Here is a 21,401-nt window from a genome sequence, read left to right as displayed (position 1 = left end):
AAGAAAAAGGGCGGGGTTCTTCGGTGGATTTCCCCCCCCTGCTGCCCCCCGTCCGTCGTCTCAGCGCGCGACCGGCGCGACCAGGTCGGGTTCCTCGATGACGACCATCGCCCCCGCCATGTCCCCGTCATGGGTCAGCGACAGGTGGATGATCGCGCCGGGCAGGAACTGCGCGGCCTCGTCGTGCAGCTTGATCGTCGGCCGCCCCCAGGCGTCGTTGACGACCTCGACCTGCACGTAGGCGTTGTCACCGACCGCGGGCGGGCGGGCGAACCGCGACGACGCCCACGCCTTGATCACCGCCTCCTTCGCCGCCCAGCGGACGGCGTAGTGCCGGGCCGGGTCGGCCTTGCCCTCGCAGTAGCGCCGCTCCCCCGGCCGGAAGCTCGACTTCATCGCCGTGCCCGGCCGGGACAGCTGCTCCGCGAACTCGGAGACCGTCACCAGGTCAAAACCGATGCCCAGGATCGCCATCTACTTGCACCCCGGCAGTCCGGAGCTGTAGACGTCGCCGTCGCCGAGGCGCGCGGCCTCGGTGAGCAGCACGTCCGCCTCCAGCTCGCGGGCCGCCTTCGCGGGCACCGTGTCACCGCCGAAGCGCCGGTCCGCGGGCCGCTCGTACAGGTCGCCGCCGCCGCACATCGCGGACGCGAGGCGACGCTGGCCGTCGACGGTCCGCTTCCTCGCCTGCTCCAGGTAGGCCTCCCGCCGGTCGGCGGGCACCGACTCGACGAACGCCTGCGGGTGCACCACCGCGATCAACCCGGACACGTGCCCGAAGCCGAGGCTGGTGAGCAGGCCCGCCTTGAGCGGGAACTGCCCGCCGAAACGCAGCGCCTCCCGCGGCCACACCAGGTGCGCGAACTCCGCCATCTTGTCGTCGACGCAGTCCAGGCTGCGGTTCGGCGGAACAACGCCCTTGCCGAGAACCTGGCACAGGCCGATCAGCTGGAACGCCGCCGCTCCACCCTTCGCGTGACCGGTGAGGCTCTTCTGCGAGACGACGAACAGCGGGGCGCCCTCGCTGCGGCCCAACGCCGCCGCGAGCCGCTCATGCAGTTCCGCCTCGTTCGGGTCGTTGGCCGCGGTGGAGGTGTCGTGCTTGGAGATCACCGAGATGTCATCCGCGGTGACACCGAGCGCATTCAGCGACAGCGCCAGCTGCGAGTCCTGCCCGCCGCGCCCCGCGCCGAGAGCACCGATGCCCGGGGCCGGAATCGAGGTGTGCACGCCGTCGGCGAACGAGCCCGCCCACGCGACGACACCGAGCACCGGCAACCCCATCTCCAGGGCCACGTCGCCGCGGGCCAGCAGGATGGTGCCGCCGCCCGCGGACTCGACGAATCCGCCGCGCCTGCGGTCGTTGGCCCGCGAGAACCGGCGGTCGCTGATGCCCTTGGCGGCCATCTCCTCCGACTTCGCGGTCGCCGACATGTCACCGAACCCGACGATGCCCTCGATGCCGAGGTCGTCGAAGCCGCCCGCGACCGCGAAGGTCGCCTTCCCGAGCCGGATCTTGTCGACGCCCTCCTCGACGGACACCGCGGCCGTGGCGCAGGCCGCGACCGGGTGCACCATCGCGCCGTAGCCGCCGACGTACGACTGCATCACGTGCGCGGCGATGACGTTCGGCAGCGCCTCCTGCAGGATGTCGTTCTGCCGCGACTCCCCGAGCAGGGTGTCGATGTACAGCGAGCGCATCGACATCATGCCGCCCATGCCGGTGCCCTGGGTGTTCGCGACCGTCGACGGGTGCACCCAACGCAGCAGCTCCGACGGGGTGAAACCGCTGGTCAAGAACGCGTCGACGGTGGTCACCAGGTTCCACAGGCCGACCCGGTCGACCGAACCGGCCATGTCCGCCGGGATGCCCCACGTGGTGACGTCGAATCCGGTCGGGATCTGGCCGCCGACGGTGCGGGTCAGCTTCGCCTTGCGCGGCACCCGGATCTCGGTGCCCGCCCGCCGGGTGACCTGCCAGTCGCCGCCGTCCGGCTGCGGGGCGGCGACGGTGTGCTCCGGGTCCGAATCGACGAACGCGCGGGCCTCGGCCTCGGACCCGACCACGAAGGTCAGGTCGTTGTCGAGGAACACCGACGTCATCAGCGGCATGGTGTTGTCGACCATGGCGCCCTCGTCGGCGTACCTGCGGATGCCGCAGCGCTCGACGACGATGTCGTGGTAGCGGTCGGCGATGTCCTCCTCCGGCACCAGCTCGCCGGTCTCGGCGTCGTACCAGCCCGGTGTCGGGTCCTGCTCCCAGCCGATCAGTCCGGTGTTCCACGCGAGTTCGAGGACACCCGCCGCCGACAGCTGCTCGTCGACCTCCATCTCGAAGCGGGTGCGGGCCGAGCCGTACGGGCCGAGCTCGCCCGCGCCGACGATGACGACCAGGTCGGCGGGCGTGACGTCGAGCTCCGGCCACGCCGGGGCGGGCAGGTCGTCGATGACCCGCGGCGGCGCGGGCAGCGCCGCAATGGTGTTGCCCTCGGATTCGGATGCCTCCGAGCCCTTCTCGGTCTCGGCCGCCTCCCGCGACAGCGCGACCAGGTCGAGCTGGACATCGGCGAGGCCACCGGTCAGGTCCAGGGTCACCGGCGTGACCGCGGCCTGCGTCACGGTGTCGGCCGTGCAGGCACCGAGCAGCTGCTCGGCCATCTCGTCGGTCGACCAGGTGCGCACGCCCTTGGCCTCGACGGCGTCGACCATCGGGTCGTTGCCGCCCATCAGGCCGGTGCCGCGCACCCACCCGATCAGCGCGTGCACCAGCGTGACCCGCTCGGCCCAGGAACGCTCGGCGCTCCAGCGGCCGACGAGGGCGTCCAGCGCCGCCTTCGACTCGCCGTAGGCGCCGTCGCCGCCGAACAGGCCCCGGTTCGGGGAGCCGGGCAGCACCACGTGCAGGTGGGTGTCGACGTCCCGGTCGTAGCCGATCGTCGACAGGCCTGCGATCAGCCGCTCGACCGACCACAGCAGGACCCGCATCTCCATCTCGGCGCGGGCGCCCGCGTCGGAGAGCTCGCCCATCACCCGCGGCGCGGCGAACGGGAACAGCAGCGTCGGGGTTGCGGCCTCCTTGACCAGCTTCTTGGCGCCGCCCGCCGTCTCGGTCTGCTCCTGCCCGATCCAGTCGATCAGCGCGTCGACGTCCGTGTAGGACGCCATGTTCGCGGGCACCACCCACAGGGAGGCGCCTGCGCGGGCGTTCGCCCGGTAGAGGCTCTTGTAGAAGCCGAGCCGCTCGTCGTCGAGCCGGGAGGTGGTGACGAAGACCGTCGCCCCGCCGCGCAGCAGCTGCCCGGTGACCGCCGCGGCGATCGAGCCCTTGCTGGCGCCGGTGACGACCGCCACCTGATCCGACCACGGGCCGGTCAGCGCGTCCTGCACCCGTGCGGCCTCGGCGATCGTGGCGTACACGCCGACGAGTTCCTCCCGGCCCTCGGTCTCGGCGCGACGCTTCCACCAGTCGGCGTGCGCGGCGACCGCGGTTCCCGCCCCGGTGAAGTCGGCGTCGGTGACGGACACGACGGTCGCGTGATCGCCGATCCACAGCCGGGCCAGGTCCTCGCGGGCCGACGCCCAGCGGTCGTCGAACCACACCGCCCGACGGGCATCGAACGACGGCGCGACCAGCCGCGGCCAGTCGGAACCGAGCTCCGCCGAGACCAGGTCGACCAGTTCGGTGTCGGCATCCTGCTGCGCCGCCACTGCCTGGTCGGCCAGTCCGAGCTGCTCGAGGACCAGTCGGGCCGCCGAGGCGAGAACGCCGTTGCGCCCGGTGATGTGCTCGGTGAATTCGCCGAGCGCGGCCGCGTCGACGGTGCCGCCGGCGCCGCCGCCCGCGGCGGGCATCGACACCGCGACCCCGCGGCGTCCGGCAACGGACTGCACGGCCGCGTCGATCACCGCGTCGACCGTGGTGCCGTCGGCGAGCGCACCCTCGTGCAGGCCGCCCATCGCGCCGCCGCGGACGCTGGCGCCGTCGCGGGTGCCGAGCGCCACCTCGGCGGTGACGTGGCTGGCCCAGCCCGCGCCGAGCTCCCACACCTTGGTGACCCGCTCGGCGATTGCCGCGGGCCGCTTGCCGGACGGGCCGAACACCTTGCGCAGGTGGTCGTTCAGCGAGTCGGACAGCACCGGGCCGAACGGCTTGTAGGTGCGGGCCAGCTTGTTGACGGTCACCGCGAGCGAGCCCATGTCGGCGTCCGCGGCACCGTCGATCGCGCCGAGCGAGAGCTCGGAGCCGAGGTCGACGAGCAGCTGGTTGCGGCGCGAGGACACACCGTCGCACAGCGCCTCGATGGTGTCGGCCGGGCCGATCTGGTCCGGGCGCAGCTTCGTCCACAGCGCGATCAGCACGTTGGTGGCGTCGGACGCGGCGAACGCGATGTCGTCGGGACGCGGGCCGCCGGACGGGGTCGCGGGCGCCGCGGCGGGAGCCGGAGCGGCAGCGGCGGGCGCGGCGTCCGCGGCCGGAGCCGCCGGCTCGTCGTCCTCGACCGGCGCCGGGTCGGTGTCGGTGGAGTACACGATCCCGGCCTCGCGCTCGATGTTGAGCACCTCGACCGGGCCGCCGACGCGACCGGGCAGCTTCAGGGTCTGCGAGGCCAGGTTCGCGACGGTCGGGGTCGCGGCAAGGCCGATCTCGACGAACCGCTCGATCCCAAGTCCGCCGTCGGCGACGTCGCCGAACAGCAGGTCCTGCGTCTCGATCCACCGCACCGGGCTGGCGAACTGCCAGGCGAGGAGCTCGGCCAGCACGACGCGGGTCAGCTCGACGGGCTTCGCTGTCCAGGTGTCGAAGTCGGCGAGGACCGCGTTCAGCTGCTCGGACGGCACCAGGTCCGCGATCTCCGCGATGAAGTCCCGGCCCAGGTTGAACGGCTTGGGCACCAGGTTCGGGATGTAGCGGCCGATCAGGATCGCCGGGTCGATCTGCTCGGGCAGCAGCCCCAGCAGCCGCTCCCGGAAGTCGTCGACGCCACCGCGCAGCACGTTCGAGTGGAACGGCACGTCGATGCCGGGGATGACGATGAACGCCCGCTTGCCGCCGATCTCGGCGCGCCTGCGGTCGATCTCCGTCTCCAGCGCCTCGAGGCCGGCGACGGTGCCAGCGATCGCGTACTGCGAGCCGCGCAGGTTCAGGTTCACGATCTGCAGGAACTCGCCGGTCTGCTCGGCGACGCCACCGACGAAGTCCGTCAGGTCGGCGTCGTCGACCCCGAACTGCGACGGCCGGATCGCGGCCAGCCGATAGTTCGAGCGGCCGTTCGCGTCCCGCGGGACCAGCGCATGCATCGCGGAGCCGCGCTGGAACACCACCTCGAGCACTGCCTCCAGCGGCAGCACCCCGGCGACCGCGGCGAGCGCGTTGTACTCGCCGACCGAGTGACCCGCGAGGTAGGAGCCCTCCACGAAGGCGCCGGACTCGCGCAGCTCCGCGACCTGTGCGACACCGAGGACGGCCATCGCGACCTGGGTGAACTGGGTCAGGTGCAGCACCCCGTCCGGGTGCTTGTGAGTGACGCCCCTGGCCTTCACGACGGTCGGGTTGTCGCGGACGATCGCGAGGATCGAGAAGCCGAGCGTGTCGCGGGTGTGCTTGTCGGCGCGGTCCCAGATCTCGCGGGCGGCCTTGGACCGGGCCCGGGCATCGAGGCCCATGCCGGGGCGCTGGATGCCCTGGCCGGGGAACGCGTACACCGTCTTCGGGGCCGCGGTGCGGCCGGTCGCGACCATGACGAGTTCGCCGTCGACGCGGCAGCCGACCTCGACGATCTCGGCGCCCGCGTCATGCCCGATCCGGTCGACGCGGACGTCGATCAGGGCGCCGGGGCGGACCATGCCGAGGAAGCGGGCGGTCCATGCGGTCAGTCGGCGGGCCGGGACGGTGGCCTCCGGGTCGACGGCGACGACGACCTGCTGGGCTGCGGCGGAGAGCCACATGCCGTGCACGATCGGGCTGCCGAGACCGGCGAGCAGCGCCGCGTTGTCGGAGGTGTGGATCGGGTTGTGGTCGCCGGAGACCTGCGCGAATGCGGCCATGTGCCGCGGCGCGACGATCGTGGTCTGGCGGCGACGCCTGCGCGGGGTGTCGGCGGCGGCATCGGAGAGCGAACCGCCCGCGCGCCGCGGGTCGGCCAGCTCGGCCCGGCCGCTGCGGCCGCGGATCGCGAACCGCTCCACCATCGTCGCGAACGTCGGGGCGGCGGTGCCCTGCTCGCCGCGCATCGCGCCGACCTCGACGTGCACCTCGACGACCCGGCCGAGGTCGGTGTCGACGACGGAGACGCCCTCGGCCTTGACGGTGAGCACCGCGGCGTCGGCCGGGATCGCGTCGACGAGGTGCACCGCGTGGTCGAGGTGAACCAGGTCGAGCATGCCCTCGATGGCGTGCACCCCGGCCCGCGTCTGTGCGGCACCGAGCACCGCGAACACGGCGGGCCAGCAGGCACCGACGAGCACGTCCGGCGCCGCGGACGTGCCGGGGATCAGCGAGGTGGGCAGCCCCGACGCGGTGACACCCGAGTGGTCGGCGACCAGGTCGGGGATCCACGCGACGTTCAGCCGCGCGACGTCGCCCTTGACCGTCGGCAGGTCCTGGCCGGCGGCGACGCCGAGCAGGGCCGACATCGCGGCCTCGGCGTCCTCCGCGGTGACCACGGGGGCGCCGCCGTCGCGGGTGGAGTCGGGGACGGTGATCGCGATGGTCACCGCGCGGTCGCCGACGAGCGGCACCCGCAGTTCGACCCGGCCGCCGTCCCGCGCGCGCAGCGTCGCACCGGTGGTGGCGTGCGCGGCATCGGTGTCGGTGACCGTCCAGGCGGCGAGGTCGCCGAGGCGGTGCACCGGGTTGCGGGTCAGGCGGCCCGCCCACAGCACGTCGGGCGCGCCGAGCACGACACCGAACGCGCCGGTGCCCTCGGTGTGGCGGCGGGCTGCCACCGCGACCGGGGTGCCGCCCGCGGCGATCAACTCGTCGGTGGTGGCCTTCTCGAATCGGTCGAGCAGGTCGCCGACCGGCTCGTCGGCCCTGGTGATGCCCGCGACGGCGACGGTGCCCGGGATGATGCACACCTGGTCGGCGGAGTAGCGCGGGTCGTGGGCCTGCCACAGCGAGTCGGACCGCCACCAGCGGCGCACGTCCTTGTCGACGACCGGCACGAAGTTCACCGGCTTGCCCGGGGTCTTGCAGAGCGCGACGAAGAACGCGACATCCGCCGGGTGCAGGACGGTGGTCCCCGCGTCCGCGAAGCTGGCCCGCAGGGTGCACAGCGCGGCCTCGGGACGCTCCAGGATCTGCTCGTCCGCGAACTGGGTGACGATCGGGCCGCGGTCGTTGCGGTGCAGCCGGGCCTCGGCGCGCTGCAGCATCTGCGCGAACCGGTCCCGCCAGGTGATGTCGAGCCACACCGACTCGGTCGCCTCGGCGTACGCCTGCGCCCAGTCGGTGCCGCAGTCGAACTCCTTCGCGGAGTCGATGCCGACGGCCAGTTCGAGGTAGCGGCGCAGCCAGCGCTCGTAGGTCATGGTGGCAACGTCGCCGAAGTACGGCTTCGCGGTGACGTCGAGGGCCGCGATGATCTCGTCGCGACGCGTCGCGACGGCCTTCTCGTCGCCGGCGACCTCGTCGAGCAGGCGACCGGTGCGGGATGCGGCATTGTCGATCTCGTGGATGTCGGCGCCGAGCTGGCTGCGTCCGGAGGACATGCCACCGGTCGCGGTGCCCGCGGCAACCCAGTCGTCGGTGCCGGGGGTGTCGACGAGCATCTGCTTGACCTCGGGCGAGGTGGTTGCCTCGAGGGTGGCCATCGCTGCGGTGCCGACGAGGATGCCGTCGACCGGCATCGCCGGGTAGCCGAGCTGTTCGGACCAGCGGCCGGTCAGGTAGTCGGCGGCCCGCTCCGGGGTGCCGATGCCGCCGCCGACGCAGACCACCAGGTTCGGCCGCTGGCGCAGCTCGGCGTAGGTGGCGAGCAGCAGGTCGTCGAGGTCCTCCCACGAGTGGTGGCCGCCAGCGCGACCGCCCTCGATGTGCGCGATCACCGGGAAGTCCGGCACCTCCGCGGCGATCCGGATCACGGACTTGATCTGGGCGACGGTGCCCGGCTTGAACGCGACGTGGGCGATGCCCGCCTCGTCGAGATCGCCGATGATCGCGACGGCCTCCTCGAGCTCCGGGATGCCCGCGGTGACGACGACACCGTCGAACGGGGCGCCCGCCGCGCGGGCCTTGGGCACCAGGCGCTTGCCGCCGACGTGCAGCTTCCACAGGTAGGGGTCGAGGAACATCGAGTTGAACTGGACCGCGCGACCCGGCTCGAGCAGCGTCGACAGCTCGGCGACGTGGTCGGCGAAGATCTTCTCGGTGACCTGCCCGCCGCCCGCAAGCTCGGCCCAGTGCCCGGCGTTCGCGGCGGCGGCGACGATCTTCGGGTCGACGGTGGTCGGGGTCATGCCCGCGAGCAGGATCGGCGAGCGGCCGGTGAGCCGGGTGAACGCCGTCGAGGTGGCGACCTTGCCGTCGGGCAGGGTGACCAGGGACGGCCGGAACGACGACCACGCGCTGGGTACCTCGGGCACCGCGCCCGGGGTGAGCAGGTTGCGCTGGCCTGCGCGGGTGGCGACGGCGACGATGCCGACGCCGGTGCCGCGCAGCGGGCCCGCGGTCATCCGGGTGAGCAGGTCGCCGGGACCGAGGTCGAGGATCCAGGCGGCGCCCGCGTCGACCGCGGAGTCGACGTCGGCGACCCAGTCCACGGTGTCGGTGACGCAGGCGCGGGCCAGACGGGTGGCGCGCTCGACGTCGAGGCCGCAGCGGGCGGCCCAGGCGCCGACGGTGTCGACGGCGTCCGTGAGGGCGGGGTGGTGGAAGCCGACCTCGACGGCAATGGGCTCGAACACGGGCGAGAAGACCGCCCCGCCCCGCTTCTTGGCCTCGCGGTCGGCGGACTCCTCGGCGGCAACCTGCTCGGCCCGCTGCTGGACGCGCGCGAGCTGGGCGGGCGGGCCGGACAGCACAACGCGGCGGCGCCCGTTCCGGATGGCCATCACGACACCGCGGTCCGCGTCGACGCCCGCGTTCACCTCGTCGACGATGCCCTTGATGCGGGCCGGGTCGACGTCGGAGACGGCGAGCATCGGGGACCGTTCCCCGACCCCGATGAGGCCGCGCCTGCGGCCGACCAGGACCGCTGCGGCACCGATGAGCTGGGAGATCGCCAGCAGCTCGCCGTCGGAGGCGCCGCCGTCCGCGACGGAGTCGGCCGCGACCTGACCCTGCGAATGCCCGATCACGGCGACCGGGGCGATCTGCGCGGGGTCGAGACCCTGCATGCGCAGCGACCGCAGCGCGGCGAGCTGGGTGAGCAGGACGCCGGGCAGCGAGACGGATGCGGAGGTCAGCGCTTCCACGGACGGTCCGGCGTCGGTCGCGTCCTCGTCGGCGACGTCACGCTCGAGGATCCAGCCGATCGGGTCGAAGCCGATGGGCCGCACGACCAGCAGGTCCGTGGCGACGGGCGCGAGGGCCGCTGCCGCGTCGTTGACGAGTTCGGTGAGGTCCGGCTCGATCCCGTTGTCACGGATCAGTTCCTCGAGTGACTCGAGCCAGGCCGCGCCCTGCCCGCCGAAGGCAAGGGCGTAGGGCTCGCCGGCGACGAGCCGGTCACGCAGGGGTGACTTCGCGGCGCCGGTCCGGGCAGGCGCGTACCGGGAACCGGTGTTCCCGTCGCCGTTACCCAGTGGTGTGCTCTCGTCGATCGTCACGCTGGATGGTCCTCTCCTGGTCGGAACCCGCCGACGTCACAACCGGTCGACGGGCGCGTCCGTGCGCTCGCGGATGGTTCTTCGGGGGTGCGAACAGGGTGACACAGGATCATGAGGGAATCCTCACGTTTACCGTGGCCGACGGCGTTCTACCAGGTAGTAGGCGTGATGTGGATCACAGGACGGTCGTCCAAGTGACTTTCAAGTAGGGAACGAACGCGCTGGCAGCGCCGAGAACCCGTCGGTAACAAACATGAGGAGGTCCTCATGTTGATTGTTATATAACCGTTACATCACTGGGTGGGGAGTGCCCGGTCTTTACCTTTCCGGCTAGCGGGTCCCGGTTGACGGTGGCGGCCGCAGGCCGCAGCTCCTCCGAGCCGCACGTTCGGCGACGGTGCCGTGGCGTAGTCTGTTTCGGCACGCGCGAGTGGCGGAATGGCAGACGCGCCACACTTAGGATGTGGTGTCCAACGGACGTGGGGGTTCAAGTCCCCCCTCGCGCACAACTGTCGGACACATCTCCGCTGTGACCGTCACCTCGCCCACCACCGGGTTCCCCCCTTCTACCCTCGGGTACCGTCGTGGTGTGGTCCGTACACCCTCCCGCCGCCGCCCGGCACTGATCGTGTTCGTCGTTGTCGCGGCCGCAGCCTGCCTGGCCCTGGGGTACTGGCAGTGGACCCGGTTCGAGGCGGTCGGCGGCACCGGACAGAACCTCGGGTACGCGTTCCAGTGGCCGCTGTTCGCGGCGTTCGTGGTGTACGCATACCGCAGATTCGTACAGCTCGAGGACGTCACCCCCGAGGAACAGCACAAGCTGGTCAACGGCGACGCACCCCGCGAGATCCCCGCGGACCTGCTGCCGCAGCGCACCGCGCAGGCCCCCGACTCACTCGACGCCGCCAACCCGGACGACGAGGCCCATCAGGCGTACAACAACTACCTCGCGCAGCTCCGAGCGGGCGAGGCCGATAGGAGCACCACGTGAGCACGGCCCCCGACGAGACCGTCACCACGACCGACGTCCGCGACACCAGGAAGATCGCCGCGGCGCTGCTGCGCTACCGGGTGCTGGCCTATGTCACCGGCATCTGGCTGCTGGTCCTGACCGCGGAGATGGTCGCGAAGTACATCTTCAAGGTGGAGGACCTGCCGTCGTGGATCGCGATCGTGCACGGCTGGGTCTACTTCGTGTACCTGATCCTGACGATGGACCTTGCGGTGAAGGTGCGCTGGTCGGCCAAGCGCACCGTCGGCACCCTGCTGGCGGGCACCATCCCGTTCCTGTCGTTCTTCGTCGAGCACAAGCGCACCCAGCAGGTGAAGGCCGACTTCGGCGTCTAGCCCCTCCGCCGCATCCTGCTCCATCCCACCCCTCCGCACCCCCCGCGCCCCCGCCTTCATGACCGAATGGGGCTTTCGATCAGTTGAACTGATCGAAAGCCCCATTCGGTCATTCAAGGGGGCGGTCATTCAAGGGAGCGTCGTTCGGGTGAGGTCAGGGCGCGACGAGGCCGGCGAGGTCCGGCACCAGCTGCGCCAGCGCCCTGCCGCGATGCGAGGCGGCGTCCTTCTCCGCCGGGGTGAGTTCCGCGGCGGTCCGCTCCTCCCCCTCGGGCCGGAACACCGGGTCGTACCCGAATCCACCGTCGCCGCACGGCTGCCGGACGATCGATCCCGGCCAGGTCCCGCGAACGACTCGCTCGACCCCGCCCGGCACGACCAGCGCGCACGCGGACACGAACGCCGCGCCACGCCGCTCATCGGGGATGTCCGACAGCTGCGCGAGCACCAGCGCGGTGTTCGCGTCGTCGTCACCGTGCCCGCCCGCCCACCGCGCCGACAACACACCCGGCATCGCGTTCAGCGCGTCCACCTCCAACCCGGAGTCGTCGGCGACGCAGGGTAGCCCGGTGGCCGCGGCACCGTCACGGGCCTTGACGAGGGCGTTCTCCTCGAACGTCGCGCCGGTCTCGGGGGTCTCCGGGAACTCCGGGACCTCGTTCAGCCCGACCAGTTCGATTCCCTCGATGCCCGCCGTCTCCAGCACCCGCCGGAGCTCGTTCAGCTTCTTCGCGTTCCGGGACGCGACGAGCAGCCTGGTCTCAGGCACCGAACTTCTTCTTCTCCGGAGACTTCGGCTCGGGCAGCTCGCCCGGGTACGGCAGGGCCAGCGCCTGCTTCTGGATTTCGAACAGCTGCTCGCAGCCGGCGAGCGCCGAGTCGAGCAGCCGGTCGAGGGTGGTGCGCGGGAAGGTCGCGCCCTCACCGGTGCCCTGGATCTCGACGAGCGTCCCGGTGTCGGTGGCGACGACGTTCATGTCGACCTCGGCGCGCGAATCCTCCTCGTACGGCAGGTCGAGGCGGACCCGGCCGTCGACGACGCCGACGCTGACGGCGGCGATGCCGCACGAGATCGGCTGCGGGTCGGACAGCAGGTCCGCGGCCCGCAGGTAGCTGACCGCGTCGACGAGCGCGACGTAGGCGCCGGTGATCGCGGCGGTGCGGGTACCGCCGTCGGCCTGCAGGACGTCACAGTCGATGGCGATGGTGTTCTCGCCGATCGCGGCGAGGTCGATGCAGGCGCGCAACGACCGCCCGACGAGCCTGCTGATCTCCTGGGTGCGGCCGCCGACCTTGCCCTTGACGGACTCGCGTCCACTGCGGGTGTGGGTGGCGGCGGGCAGCATCGCGTACTCGGCGGTCAGCCAGCCGAGCCCGGATCCCTTCCGCCAGCGCGGCACGCCCTCCTCGACGCTCGCCGTGCACATCACTCGGGTGTTGCCGAATTCGACCAGCACCGACCCGGCGGGGTGGCTGGTGAACCCCCGGGTGATCCTCACTTCGCGGAGCTCGTCGTCCGCCCTACCGTCCAGTCGTCTGCTCACCCCGGTGAGCCTAGTTGACTAGGGCGTGTCTCCTAATCCCTCTCGGATGCACCTGGCCGGACAATCGTCGTCCGGCAAGGCGGAGGAGAAGCCGATACCGCTGTTGTATCGGCGCCGACGACAACGCCGCCGGGCGGCGATTGGACGCCAGGGGCGCCGAAAAGGGGAGTGGGAGACATGCCCTAAATGTCGAAGACGTCGCCGGCGCTGACCGCGTGCACCGGGCCCGCGAACTCGGCCTTCGCCTCCGCGATCACGTCCTCCCTGGACGTCCACGGCGGAATGTGGGTGAGCAGAAGTTCCCCGACCCCGGCCCTGGCGGCGACCCGACCGGCCTCGGTGCCGGACAGGTGGATGCCCGCAGGCCGGTCGGCCCGGTGCGTCCAGGACGCCTCGGACAGCAGCACGTCGGCGCCGGTCGCCAGCTCGACGACCTCCTCGCACATGCCGGTGTCGCCGGTGTAGATGAGGGTGCGGCCGGCGGGGTCGGTGAACCGGAGCCCGTATGCCTCCGGCGGATGGAACATGCGCCTGGACTGCACGGTGAGCGTGCCGTAGTCGACGGTGCCCCCGTCGGTGAGGTGCCGTAGGTCGATGGTGTCGGAGATGTCGTCGAGGTCTCCCGCACACTCGGCCGACGCGACACCGATCCGGTGGTGGGTGTCGGCGGGTCCGTAGATCAGGGCGCGTCCGCTCGGCGGGTTCGGGTGGTAGCGGCGCCAGACCAGCAGCCCGGGCAGGTCGAGGCAGTGGTCGGCGTGCAGGTGGGTCAGGAAGATCGACACCGCCCCCGGATCCTCGTACCGCTGCAGGGCACCGAGCACGCCGGGACCGAAGTCGAGGACGGCCGGTGGGGTGTCCGGTGCGGTGAGCAGGTAGCCCGACGCGGGCGAGTCGGGACCGCCGACGCTGCCCGAACAACCCAGGACGGTGATGCGCATACCGGTCATGCTGCCACGACCGGCCTGCGACGAAAAAGGATCCGCCCGATTCGAGACGAACACGCCGCGTCCCGGGTGCTGCGCGGGCCGTCACACCGCGCAACCACGGCTAGTTCGGGACGGCCTTCGCCGCCCGCTCCGCACGCACGTCGGAGGCAAGAACCCACGCCGCGACGACGCCGCCGACCGCACCGAATAGGTGCCCCTGCCACGAGACCCCCGGCTGCCCGGGCAGCACCCCCCACAGCAGTCCCCCGTAGACGAGCAGGACCACGACACCAATCGCGAGTTGCGCGAAGTGGCGGGTGAACAGCCCCCGCGCGATGAGATAGGCCAGCCAGCCGAACACCAGGACCGACGCCCCGAGGTGGTTGGTGCCCGAGCCGCCGGTCAACCAGGTGCCGAGTCCGCCGACCACCCAGATGATCGCCGTCGCCGCGAGCCCCCGCCCGATACCGGACAGCATCACGAGGAACCCGAGCACGAGCAGCGGCAGGGTGTTGGCGATCAGGTGGCCCCAGCCGAAGTGCAGGACCGGCCCGAACAGCACGCCCCACAGGCCGCCGACGGTGCGGGGTTCGACGCCGCCCCCGTCGAGCCGGTTGCCGACGAGCATGTCGATGAACTCGAGGAGGTACAACCCGACCACGAACGCGCTGATCGTGATCGCCGCCTGCTGCCACTGCGGGCGGGATGCCGTGCCCGCGGGCGGATTCGACGGCCCGGGGACCGGAAAGGACGAGGTCGGGTGGGTCATGACCCGAGCCTACCCACGGGGACCGGGCCCGGAGCGGTTCCCGGTGCGCGCGCTCAGGCCTCGAACGCCGACGGAAACAGGTCTCGGTAGCCGGGGATCCCGGCGACGGCGGTGGCCGTGAGGACCGCGTCGACGATCGCGCGGGTGACGACGTCCGCGGCGGCCGCGCACACCGCGTCGAGCACCGGCAGGTCGGGCGGGAACGCGGCGGGCACCGGCGACGCGGGCGCGGGCAGGTCGTGGGTGCCGGTGGACAACGCGAACAGGGTGTCGCCGTCGAGCGGGGAATGGGCGGGACGGATCGCGCGGGCCAGGCCGTCGTGCCCGGTGACCGCGACCCGTCGGCAGGCCGCCTTGCTCAACGGGGCGTCGGTGGCCACGACACCGATGGTGGTGTTGAGGACGGTGCCCTTGCTGCCGAGGTCGAGGGCCGCTGCGAGGTCGGCGGCGTCGGGCACCCGCAGGCCCCACTCGGCGGCGGCGTGCGCGGACACCCCCCACGGCAGTCCGGTGGCCGGGTCGAACACCGATCCGACCGGGTTCGCGACGACCAGGGCGGCGACGGTCGCGCCCTCGGCCGGGCCCGACCCCAGGACGATGCTCGCGGTCCCGACACCCCCCTTGAGGATCCCGGCCCGCGCCCCGACACCCGCACCGACGCTGCCGCGCCGAACCTCGGCCCGTGCCGCATCCGCGGCGAGGTAGCCGTGGTCGGCGGTCGGGCGGACCGCCCAGTCCCCCACCGGCAGGTCGAAGATCACCGCGCCGGGCACGATCGGGACGACGTGGCCCGCGGTGTCCATCGGGATGCCGCGGCCACGCTCCTCGAGCCATCGCATCACGCCGTCGGCGGCCGCGAGCCCGTACGCGCTGCCACCGGTCAACAGGACCGCGTCGACCGTCTGGACGCTGTGGCTCGGGTCGAGCAGGTCGGTCTCCCTGGTGCCCGGCCCGCCGCCGCGAACGTCGACGGCGGCGGTGGCGCCGTGCTCGGCGAGAATCACCGTGCAGCCGGTGGCGCGGCCCGATCCCAGCTCGGCGTCGGCGTCCCGTTCGTGGTGGTGGCCGACCAGCAGTCCCGCGACGTCGGTCAGTGCGTTGCGCGGCCCCGGAATCCCGCTGCCCTGGGTCACACCAGGACCTGCACCAACGAGTCCTGCATCCAGGTCAGCCAGTGGTACACGTCGAGGTGCGGCGCGCGCGGGTCCTCGGGGTCGAGTTCGTCGGGGGTGTCGGCGTCGATCCCGATGGTGGTGCCGAGCGCAAGCCGCACGTCGTTGAGGCCGTAGAGCCACGATTCGGCCTGTTCGGGGGTGAGCACCACCTTGCCGCCGTCGGCGGGGACGGTCTGCAGGATCACCGCACCCGCGGCGACCTTCGCGTCGATGATGTCCGGTTCGTACAGGCTCCGCAGGGCGCCGTTGTCGTTGGCGTCGCGGGACCCGGGGTCGACTGCGTCCGTGCCGGATCCGAAGAAGTCCGGCAGCAGCCGGGCCAGGGTCTCGTCGGTCGGTGCGGTGGAGTTCCCGGTCCGCAGCCCGGTCAGCGCGGCGAGGTCGTCCTGCGGCGCGGACGACGCCCGGTCCTCAAGCAGGCCGAGAACCGAGGTCACCAGCGACCTGAGCACCGACGCCTCCCTGGCGTCCATCTCGGACCGGATCTTGACTCCGCTCAGTGAATTCTTACGGCTCCATGTGCGCACGGGATACCTGGACGTCCTTGTCGGGGTCGGTGGGTGGCTCAGCTGTCACGCTGCATCGTGGCCCAGAGACCGGCCGCGTGCAGACGCTGCACGTCGTGTTCCATCTTGTCCCTCGACCCGGACGAGACGACCGCCTTGCCTTCCTTGTGCACCTGCATCATCAGGTCGGTGGCCTTGGCCTTGCTGTAGCCGAAGAGCTTCTGGAAGATGAACGTCACGTAGTGCATCAGGTTGACCGGGTCGTCCCACACCACCGTCACCCAGGGACGATTCAAGGATTCGTCCTCGTCGGTGACCTCCGCCTGTTCGGGCAGAACGGTCTCCGCTGGCATGGGCATCTTCGCCAGCGGCACGGCCATGAGTGTGAGGTACGGGCGCGGAGCCATACGTCCAGACTACGACGCGACCCGGACCAATTGAACACCGCGCAAGCAAAACCGCCGATGCGAAACGCCGACGGGGGAACACCGCGCGCCGCCGGTCCGGGAACGGCACTGCTCGTAGGGTGTATCGGGTGACGAACACCCAGTGGTCCCGGCCCGCGACGAGCACCGCGCTGCTCACCGACCAGTACGAGCTGACGATGCTCGCCGCCGCGCTCGCCGACGGCTCCGCTGGCCGTCGCTGCACCTTCGAGGCGTTCGCCCGTCGGCTTCCCGACGGCCGCAGGTACGGCGTGGTCGGGGGCGTCGAACGACTCCTCGACGCGCTGCACTCGTTCCGGTTCGGGGAGCCCGAACTGGAGGTCGTGTCGAGGTTCCTCGACGCGGACACCGTGGCGTGGCTGCGCGACTACCGGTTCACCGGCGACATCGACGGCTACCGGGAGGGCGAGCTGTACTTCCCCGGCTCGCCGATCCTGTCGGTGCGGGGCACCTTCGCCGAGTGCGTTCTGTTGGAAACCCTGATCCTGTCGATCCTCAACCACGACAGCGCGATCGCGTCGGCGGCGGCCCGGATGGTCAGTGCCGCCGACGGCCGGACGCTGATCGAGATGGGGTCGCGGCGCGCGCACGAGGAGGCGGCGGTGGCGTGCTCGCGGGTGGCCTATCTCGCCGGGTTCGACGCGACGTCGAATCTGGAGGCGGTCCGCCGGTTCGGGGTTCCTGGCGCCGGGACCAGTGCGCACGCGTACACGCTGTTGCACACGACGCCGGACGGGCCGGACGAGGCGGCGGCGTTCCGCGGGCAGGTCGAGGCGCTCGGCGTCGACACCACCCTGCTGGTCGACACCTACGACATCACCGCAGGCGTCCGGACCGCGATCGAGGTGGCCGGACCGGAGCTGGGCGGGGTCCGGATCGACTCCGGCGATCTCGGGGTGTGGGCGCGGCAGGTCCGCAAGCAGCTCGACGAGCTCGGCGCGACGAAGACGCGGATCGTGGTGTCCGGGGATCTCGACGAGTATGCGATCGCGTCGCTGCGGGCCGAGCCGGTCGACGCATATGGGGTCGGGACGGCGCTGGTCACCGGGTCCGGGGCACCCACGGCGGGGATGGTCTACAAGCTGGTCGAGGTCGAGGGCATCCCGGTGGAGAAGCGCAGCAGCCAGAAGGCGTCGCGGGGTGGCAGCAAGTGCGCGATCCGGTTCGCCCGGGCGACGGGAACGATCGTCGAGGAGGTCGTGTATCCGGCCGACGCGCCGGTCCCGGACGGTGACGGCCCGACGGGCAGGCCGCTGATGATCCCGCTGGTCCGCGGCGGCGAGGTCGAGCCGAACCTGCCCGGTCTCGGCGACGCGCGGGAGCTGCTGGCACGCAACCTGGTGAGCCTGCCGTGGGAGGGCCTCAAGCTTTCGCACGGGGAGCCCGCGGTGCCCACCCGCTTCGTCCGGTGAAGGATGGGGTGATGAGCAGGGCACTGGTGATCGTGGACGTGCAGAACGACTTCTGTGAGGGTGGGTCGCTGGCGGTGACCGGCGGCGCGGCGGTGGCGGAGGCGGTCAGCGACTATCTCGCGTCCCCCGGCCGGCCGCGGTACGCCGCGGTCGTCGCCACCGCGGACCGGCACATCGACCCGGGTCCGCACTTCTCCGCCCACCCCGACTTCCGGGACAGCTGGCCGCCGCACTGTGTGGTCGGCACACCGGGCGCCGAGTTCCATCCGGACCTGGACGTTCGTCCGGTGCAGGAGGTGTTCGGGAAGGGCGCCTTCGCTGCCGCGTACTCGGGGTTCGAGGGCGTGTCGGACGACGGGGACACGCTCGCCGAATGGCTGCACGACCGCGCCGTCGACGCCGTCGACATCGTCGGCATCGCCACCGACCACTGCATCCGCGCGACGGCGCTGGACGCGGTCCGCGAGGGCTTCGACACCCGGGTGCTGTTGGACTACACCGCCGGGGTCGCGCCCGACACCACCCGCACCGCGCTCGACGCGATGCAGACGGCGGGGGTGACCCTGGTCGGGTGGTCGGCACCAACCCCGCGCCGCAGGCGATAGGACCGCCGCGCCGTGAGGTGACGGCCGCGTCGGGCCCTGCCAGTAGGCTCTCAGGGTGCGCGAACTCCCCACCGTCCCCGACCTGCTGTCCGAGGCGGTGCACGCCCTCGGCGGCAAGGAACGCCGGAACCAGCTGACGATGGCATCGGCGGTCGCGCACGCGATCGAGTCCGGGGAGCATCTGGCGGTGCAGGCGGGCACCGGTACCGGCAAGTCCCTCGCGTATCTGGTGCCGAGCGTGCGGCACGCCGTCGAGTCGGGGCGCACCGTGGTGATCTCGACGGCGACGATCGCGCTGCAGCGGCAGCTCGTTGACCGCGACCTGCCGCGACTGGCGAAGGCCCTGAAGAAGCCGCTCGGCAGGGAACCGAGGTTCGCGATTCTCAAGGGCCGCAACAACTATCTGTGCATGAACAAGGTGCACACCGGGATGGCGGAGCAGCCAGCCCCGGAGGCCGAGCTGTTCGACGCGTTCGCGGTGTCCCGGCTGGGCCGGGAGGTGCAGCGGCTGACGACGTGGTCCTCGGACACCGAGACCGGGGACCGCGACGAACTGGTGCCCGGCGTCTCCGACCAGGCGTGGCGTCAGGTCAGCGTCACCGCCCGCGAATGCCTCGGCAAGTCGCGCTGCCCGATCGGCGAGGACTGTTTCGCCGAACGGGCCCGCGCCGAGGCCGCGCAGGTGGACGTCGTCGTCACGAACCACGCGCTGCTCGCGATCGACGCGATCTCCGGTATCGCAGTGCTGCCCGACCACGACGTTGTTGTTGTCGACGAGGCGCACGAACTGGTGGACCGGGTGACCGGCGTCGCGACCGCGGAACTGGCGCCCGCGACGATCAGCGCGGCCGCGCGGCGGTGCACGAAGCTGGTCGAGGAGCAGGACGCGGACCGGCTGGAGGCGTCGGCCGAGGCCTGGACCGCGGTGCTCGAGGAGTTGCCGTCGGGCCGCTGGGAGCGTCTGCCCGACGGCGCCGGGCAGGCATTGGCGCTGGTCCGCGACGCCGCGTGGGCGGTGCGGACCGCGATCGGCCCGTCCCGTCCCGGTCAGGCCGCGGCCGACCCGGAGTCGGCGGCGGCGCGGGCCGCGGCCCTGTCCGCGGTCGACGAGGTGCATGACAGCGCCGTCCGAGTCCTCACCGCGTTCGATGAACCGGATCCGGCGAAGCACCGGGACGTGGTGTGGCTGGCCGACGAGGAACGGCGCGGGAAGCTGGTCCGGATCGCGCCGCTGTCGGTCGGTGGCCTGCTGCGCAGCCGCCTGTTCGACGAGTCGACGGTGGTGCTGACCTCGGCGACGCTCACCGTCGGCGGCAACTTCGACGGTCTTGCGGTGGAGTGGGGACTGCCCGCGCAGGCGTCGGTCCGCAGCGACACCGCGATGGCGACCGGCACCGAGGCGCCGTCCGACGAGTCGACCGTCAAGTGGAACGCCGTCGACGTCGGCTCACCGTTCGACCATGCGAAGGCCGGAATCCTGTACGTGGCCAAGCATCTGCCGCCACCCGGCCGGGACGGGCTGTCGCCGCGGTTCCTCGACGAGATCGAGGAACTGGTCACCGCCGCCGGGGGCCGCACTCTCGGCCTGTTCTCCTCGACGCGGGCCGCGAAGGCCGCCGCTGCGGAGATGCGTCAGCGCCTGGACACCCCGGTGCTGTGCCAGGGCGACGACGCGACCGGGCAGCTGGTGCGCACGTTCGCGGAGGACGAGGCGACGTCCCTGTTCGGCACCCTGTCGCTGTGGCAGGGCGTCGACGTGCCCGGTCCGTCGCTGTCGCTGGTGATCCTGGACCGGATTCCGTTCCCCCGCCCGGACGACCCGTTGCTGGCTGCGCGGCAGCGAGCCGTCGAATCCCGGGGCGGCAACGGGTTTCTCGCGGTCTCCGCGAACCATGCCGCGCTGCTGCTGGCGCAGGGCGTCGGGAGGCTGCTGCGCAGCGTCGACGACAGGGGCGTGGTCGCGATGCTCGACTCCCGACTGGCGACGGCCCGGTACGGCGGCTACCTGCGCGCCTCGCTCCCCCCGTTCTGGGAGACCTCGGATCCGCTGGTGGTCCGCAAGGCGCTGGAACGACTCGCGGGCGGTTAGAGGAGCCGCTTCCGGAAGTGGTCCAGCACCGTGTCCAGCGCCTGCCTGGTCGGCTGGCCGGGTTCGTCGACGAGATGCTCGGTGAGCGGCGAGTGCGGGGGGATCAGGGCATCCGGGTTGGCGGCGGCATCGTCGAGTTCGACGGCGACGAACGCGTCCCCGAGTTCCCGGCGCAGGAACGCGAATCGTTCCTCGGGGACGAACCGGTCGCCGCGGAACCGGAGCCCGAGCACATCGAGTCCCTCCGCGCACCTGCGTTTGACGACGGCCAGGTCGTCGGCGCCGATGTCGATCGTCGCCCGGCGCCGCGGCGTGACCGCCAGCGGCAACGACGGCTGCGCGAGAACCGGCGCGACCAGCCGAGCGTCGGTGGCCATGGCGAGCGCGAAACCGCCGGTCAGACACATCCCGATGGCACCGATCCCCGGTCCGCCGCACCGGCCGTGCTCGTGCGCACCAAGGGCCCGCAGCCAGGTCACCGCGGGCGAACCCCGGCCGGTCGCGAGCAGGGTGAACTCGCGGCTGACGCACAGCCGGGCCGCGGTCCGGGCGGTGTACGACGCGGTGCCCGACCAACCGTGCGCCTCCGGGTACACGTCCCGGCCCGCGACCCCGAACAGGTCCGGCAGCACCGCGGTGAGCCCGAGATCGCGGACCCGACGGGCGAACCCGACGAGCGCCGGCGTGATGCCGGGGATCTCGGCCATCACGATGACGGCGGGCCCGGACCCCGACCGGTACACGTCGTGGGTGACCCCGTCGTGGGTGAAGGGCTCGCTGACGAAATCCGCGAGTGTGTCATCGGCCATCG

At 72.0% G+C, this 21,401-nt stretch carries 15 protein-coding genes and 1 tRNA gene; 6 read left to right on the top strand and 10 right to left on the bottom strand.

Going from position 1 to position 21,401, the window contains the following annotated elements; genetic code table 11:
- Positions 1-60: 60 nt before the first annotated feature.
- Positions 61-474 carry a holo-ACP synthase gene (locus tag ACFWQG_RS04695; RefSeq protein ID WP_378506433.1) on the bottom strand — a complete coding sequence of 138 codons (414 nt, stop codon included), beginning with the start codon at positions 472-474 and terminating at the stop codon, positions 61-63.
- Positions 475-9,768 carry a fatty acid synthase subunit beta domain-containing protein gene (locus ACFWQG_RS04690; RefSeq protein WP_378506432.1) on the bottom strand — a complete coding sequence of 3,098 codons (9,294 nt, stop codon included), beginning with the start codon at positions 9,766-9,768 and terminating at the stop codon, positions 475-477. It lies immediately after the preceding gene.
- Positions 9,769-10,192: 424 nt separating this feature from the next.
- Here ACFWQG_RS04690 and ACFWQG_RS04685 point away from each other — a divergent pair.
- From ACFWQG_RS04685 to ACFWQG_RS04675, 3 genes are all read left to right on the top strand, one after another.
- Positions 10,193-10,274, top strand: a tRNA-Leu gene (locus tag ACFWQG_RS04685).
- A gap of 83 nt (positions 10,275-10,357) precedes the next feature.
- Positions 10,358-10,759: a transcriptional regulator gene (locus ACFWQG_RS04680; RefSeq protein ID WP_378506431.1), complete on the top strand. Its 402-nt coding sequence runs from the start codon at positions 10,358-10,360 to the stop codon at positions 10,757-10,759.
- Positions 10,756-11,115, top strand: coding sequence for a DUF3817 domain-containing protein (locus ACFWQG_RS04675; protein WP_378506430.1), 360 nt, complete (start codon positions 10,756-10,758; stop codon positions 11,113-11,115). Before ACFWQG_RS04680 ends, ACFWQG_RS04675 begins: the two co-directional genes overlap by 4 nt.
- A 154-nt stretch (positions 11,116-11,269) precedes the next feature.
- Here the strand turns inward: ACFWQG_RS04675 and rdgB are convergent, their stop codons facing one another.
- The 7 genes from rdgB to clpS all read right to left on the bottom strand — a co-directional run bounded on the left by rdgB (position 11,270) and on the right by clpS (position 16,391).
- On the bottom strand, positions 11,270-11,884 hold the full coding sequence (rdgB, locus tag ACFWQG_RS04670) for an RdgB/HAM1 family non-canonical purine NTP pyrophosphatase (RefSeq protein ID WP_378506429.1): 615 nt from the start codon (positions 11,882-11,884) through the stop codon (positions 11,270-11,272).
- Positions 11,877-12,659, bottom strand: a complete 783-nt coding sequence (gene rph / locus ACFWQG_RS04665) for a ribonuclease PH (RefSeq protein WP_378506428.1) — start codon at positions 12,657-12,659, stop codon at positions 11,877-11,879. Before rph ends, rdgB begins: the two co-directional genes overlap by 8 nt.
- Positions 12,660-12,841: 182 nt before the next feature.
- The gene (locus tag ACFWQG_RS04660) at positions 12,842-13,600 is read right to left on the bottom strand and encodes a cyclic nucleotide-degrading phosphodiesterase (RefSeq protein WP_378506427.1); all 759 of its coding nucleotides are present in this window, start codon (positions 13,598-13,600) and stop codon (positions 12,842-12,844) included.
- 109 nt (positions 13,601-13,709) lie between these two features.
- Positions 13,710-14,357, bottom strand: a complete 648-nt coding sequence (locus ACFWQG_RS04655) for a rhomboid family intramembrane serine protease (protein WP_378506426.1) — start codon at positions 14,355-14,357, stop codon at positions 13,710-13,712.
- A 53-nt stretch (positions 14,358-14,410) separates the two neighbouring features.
- Positions 14,411-15,490, bottom strand: coding sequence for a P1 family peptidase (locus tag ACFWQG_RS04650; protein ID WP_378506425.1), 1,080 nt, complete (start codon positions 15,488-15,490; stop codon positions 14,411-14,413).
- Positions 15,487-16,059: a DUF2017 domain-containing protein gene (locus tag ACFWQG_RS04645; RefSeq protein WP_378506424.1), complete on the bottom strand. Its 573-nt coding sequence runs from the start codon at positions 16,057-16,059 to the stop codon at positions 15,487-15,489. The genes ACFWQG_RS04650 and ACFWQG_RS04645 overlap by 4 nt, the downstream gene beginning before the upstream one ends.
- Before the next feature lie 38 nt (positions 16,060-16,097).
- Entirely contained in the window at positions 16,098-16,391 is a 294-nt protein-coding gene (clpS, locus tag ACFWQG_RS04640) for an ATP-dependent Clp protease adapter ClpS (protein ID WP_378506734.1), read from the bottom strand.
- A 182-nt stretch (positions 16,392-16,573) separates the two neighbouring features.
- Between clpS and ACFWQG_RS04635 the strand changes: the two genes are divergently transcribed.
- From ACFWQG_RS04635 to ACFWQG_RS04625, 3 genes are read left to right on the top strand one after another with little or no spacing between them, the layout of a single operon-like run.
- Positions 16,574-17,896, top strand: coding sequence for a nicotinate phosphoribosyltransferase (locus tag ACFWQG_RS04635; protein ID WP_378506423.1), 1,323 nt, complete (start codon positions 16,574-16,576; stop codon positions 17,894-17,896).
- A gap of 11 nt (positions 17,897-17,907) precedes the next feature.
- Positions 17,908-18,501, top strand: coding sequence for an isochorismatase family protein (locus ACFWQG_RS04630; RefSeq protein WP_378506422.1), 594 nt, complete (start codon positions 17,908-17,910; stop codon positions 18,499-18,501).
- A 55-nt stretch (positions 18,502-18,556) separates the two neighbouring features.
- Positions 18,557-20,590 (top strand): ATP-dependent DNA helicase, encoded by a 2,034-nt coding sequence (locus tag ACFWQG_RS04625; RefSeq protein ID WP_378506421.1) that lies wholly within the window; start codon positions 18,557-18,559, stop codon positions 20,588-20,590.
- Here the strand turns inward: ACFWQG_RS04625 and ACFWQG_RS04620 are convergent.
- Positions 20,587-21,399 (bottom strand): dienelactone hydrolase family protein, encoded by an 813-nt coding sequence (locus tag ACFWQG_RS04620; protein ID WP_378506420.1) that lies wholly within the window; start codon positions 21,397-21,399, stop codon positions 20,587-20,589. The two genes, ACFWQG_RS04625 and ACFWQG_RS04620, sit on opposite strands and share 4 nt — an antisense overlap.
- Between the last annotated feature and the right edge of the window lie 2 nt (positions 21,400-21,401).

Origin of the sequence: Rhodococcus sp. NPDC058532, from assembly GCF_042719255.1 — a bacterium.
Classification (GTDB): Bacteria; Actinomycetota; Actinomycetes; order Mycobacteriales; family Mycobacteriaceae; genus Rhodococcus_G.
The sequence above is the reverse complement of the archived record's forward strand: the minus strand, read 5'-3'. Positions and strand labels throughout refer to the sequence as shown.

What these genes read in the sequence shown, in the direction of transcription:
- ACFWQG_RS04695 (WP_378506433.1), bottom strand. Translation starts at nt 474, where the DNA reads ATGGCGATCCTGGGCATCGGTTTTGACCTGGTGACGGTCTCCGAGTTC.
- ACFWQG_RS04660 (WP_378506427.1), bottom strand. Translation starts at nt 13,600, where the DNA reads ATGCGCATCACCGTCCTGGGTTGTTCGGGCAGCGTCGGCGGTCCCGAC.
- ACFWQG_RS04655 (WP_378506426.1), bottom strand. Translation starts at nt 14,357, where the DNA reads ATGACCCACCCGACCTCGTCCTTTCCGGTCCCCGGGCCGTCGAATCCG.
- clpS (WP_378506734.1), bottom strand. Translation starts at nt 16,391, where the DNA reads ATGCCAGCGGAGACCGTTCTGCCCGAACAGGCGGAGGTCACCGACGAG.
- ACFWQG_RS04630 (WP_378506422.1), top strand. Translation starts at nt 17,908, where the DNA reads ATGAGCAGGGCACTGGTGATCGTGGACGTGCAGAACGACTTCTGTGAG.
- ACFWQG_RS04620 (WP_378506420.1), bottom strand. Translation starts at nt 21,399, where the DNA reads ATGGCCGATGACACACTCGCGGATTTCGTCAGCGAGCCCTTCACCCAC.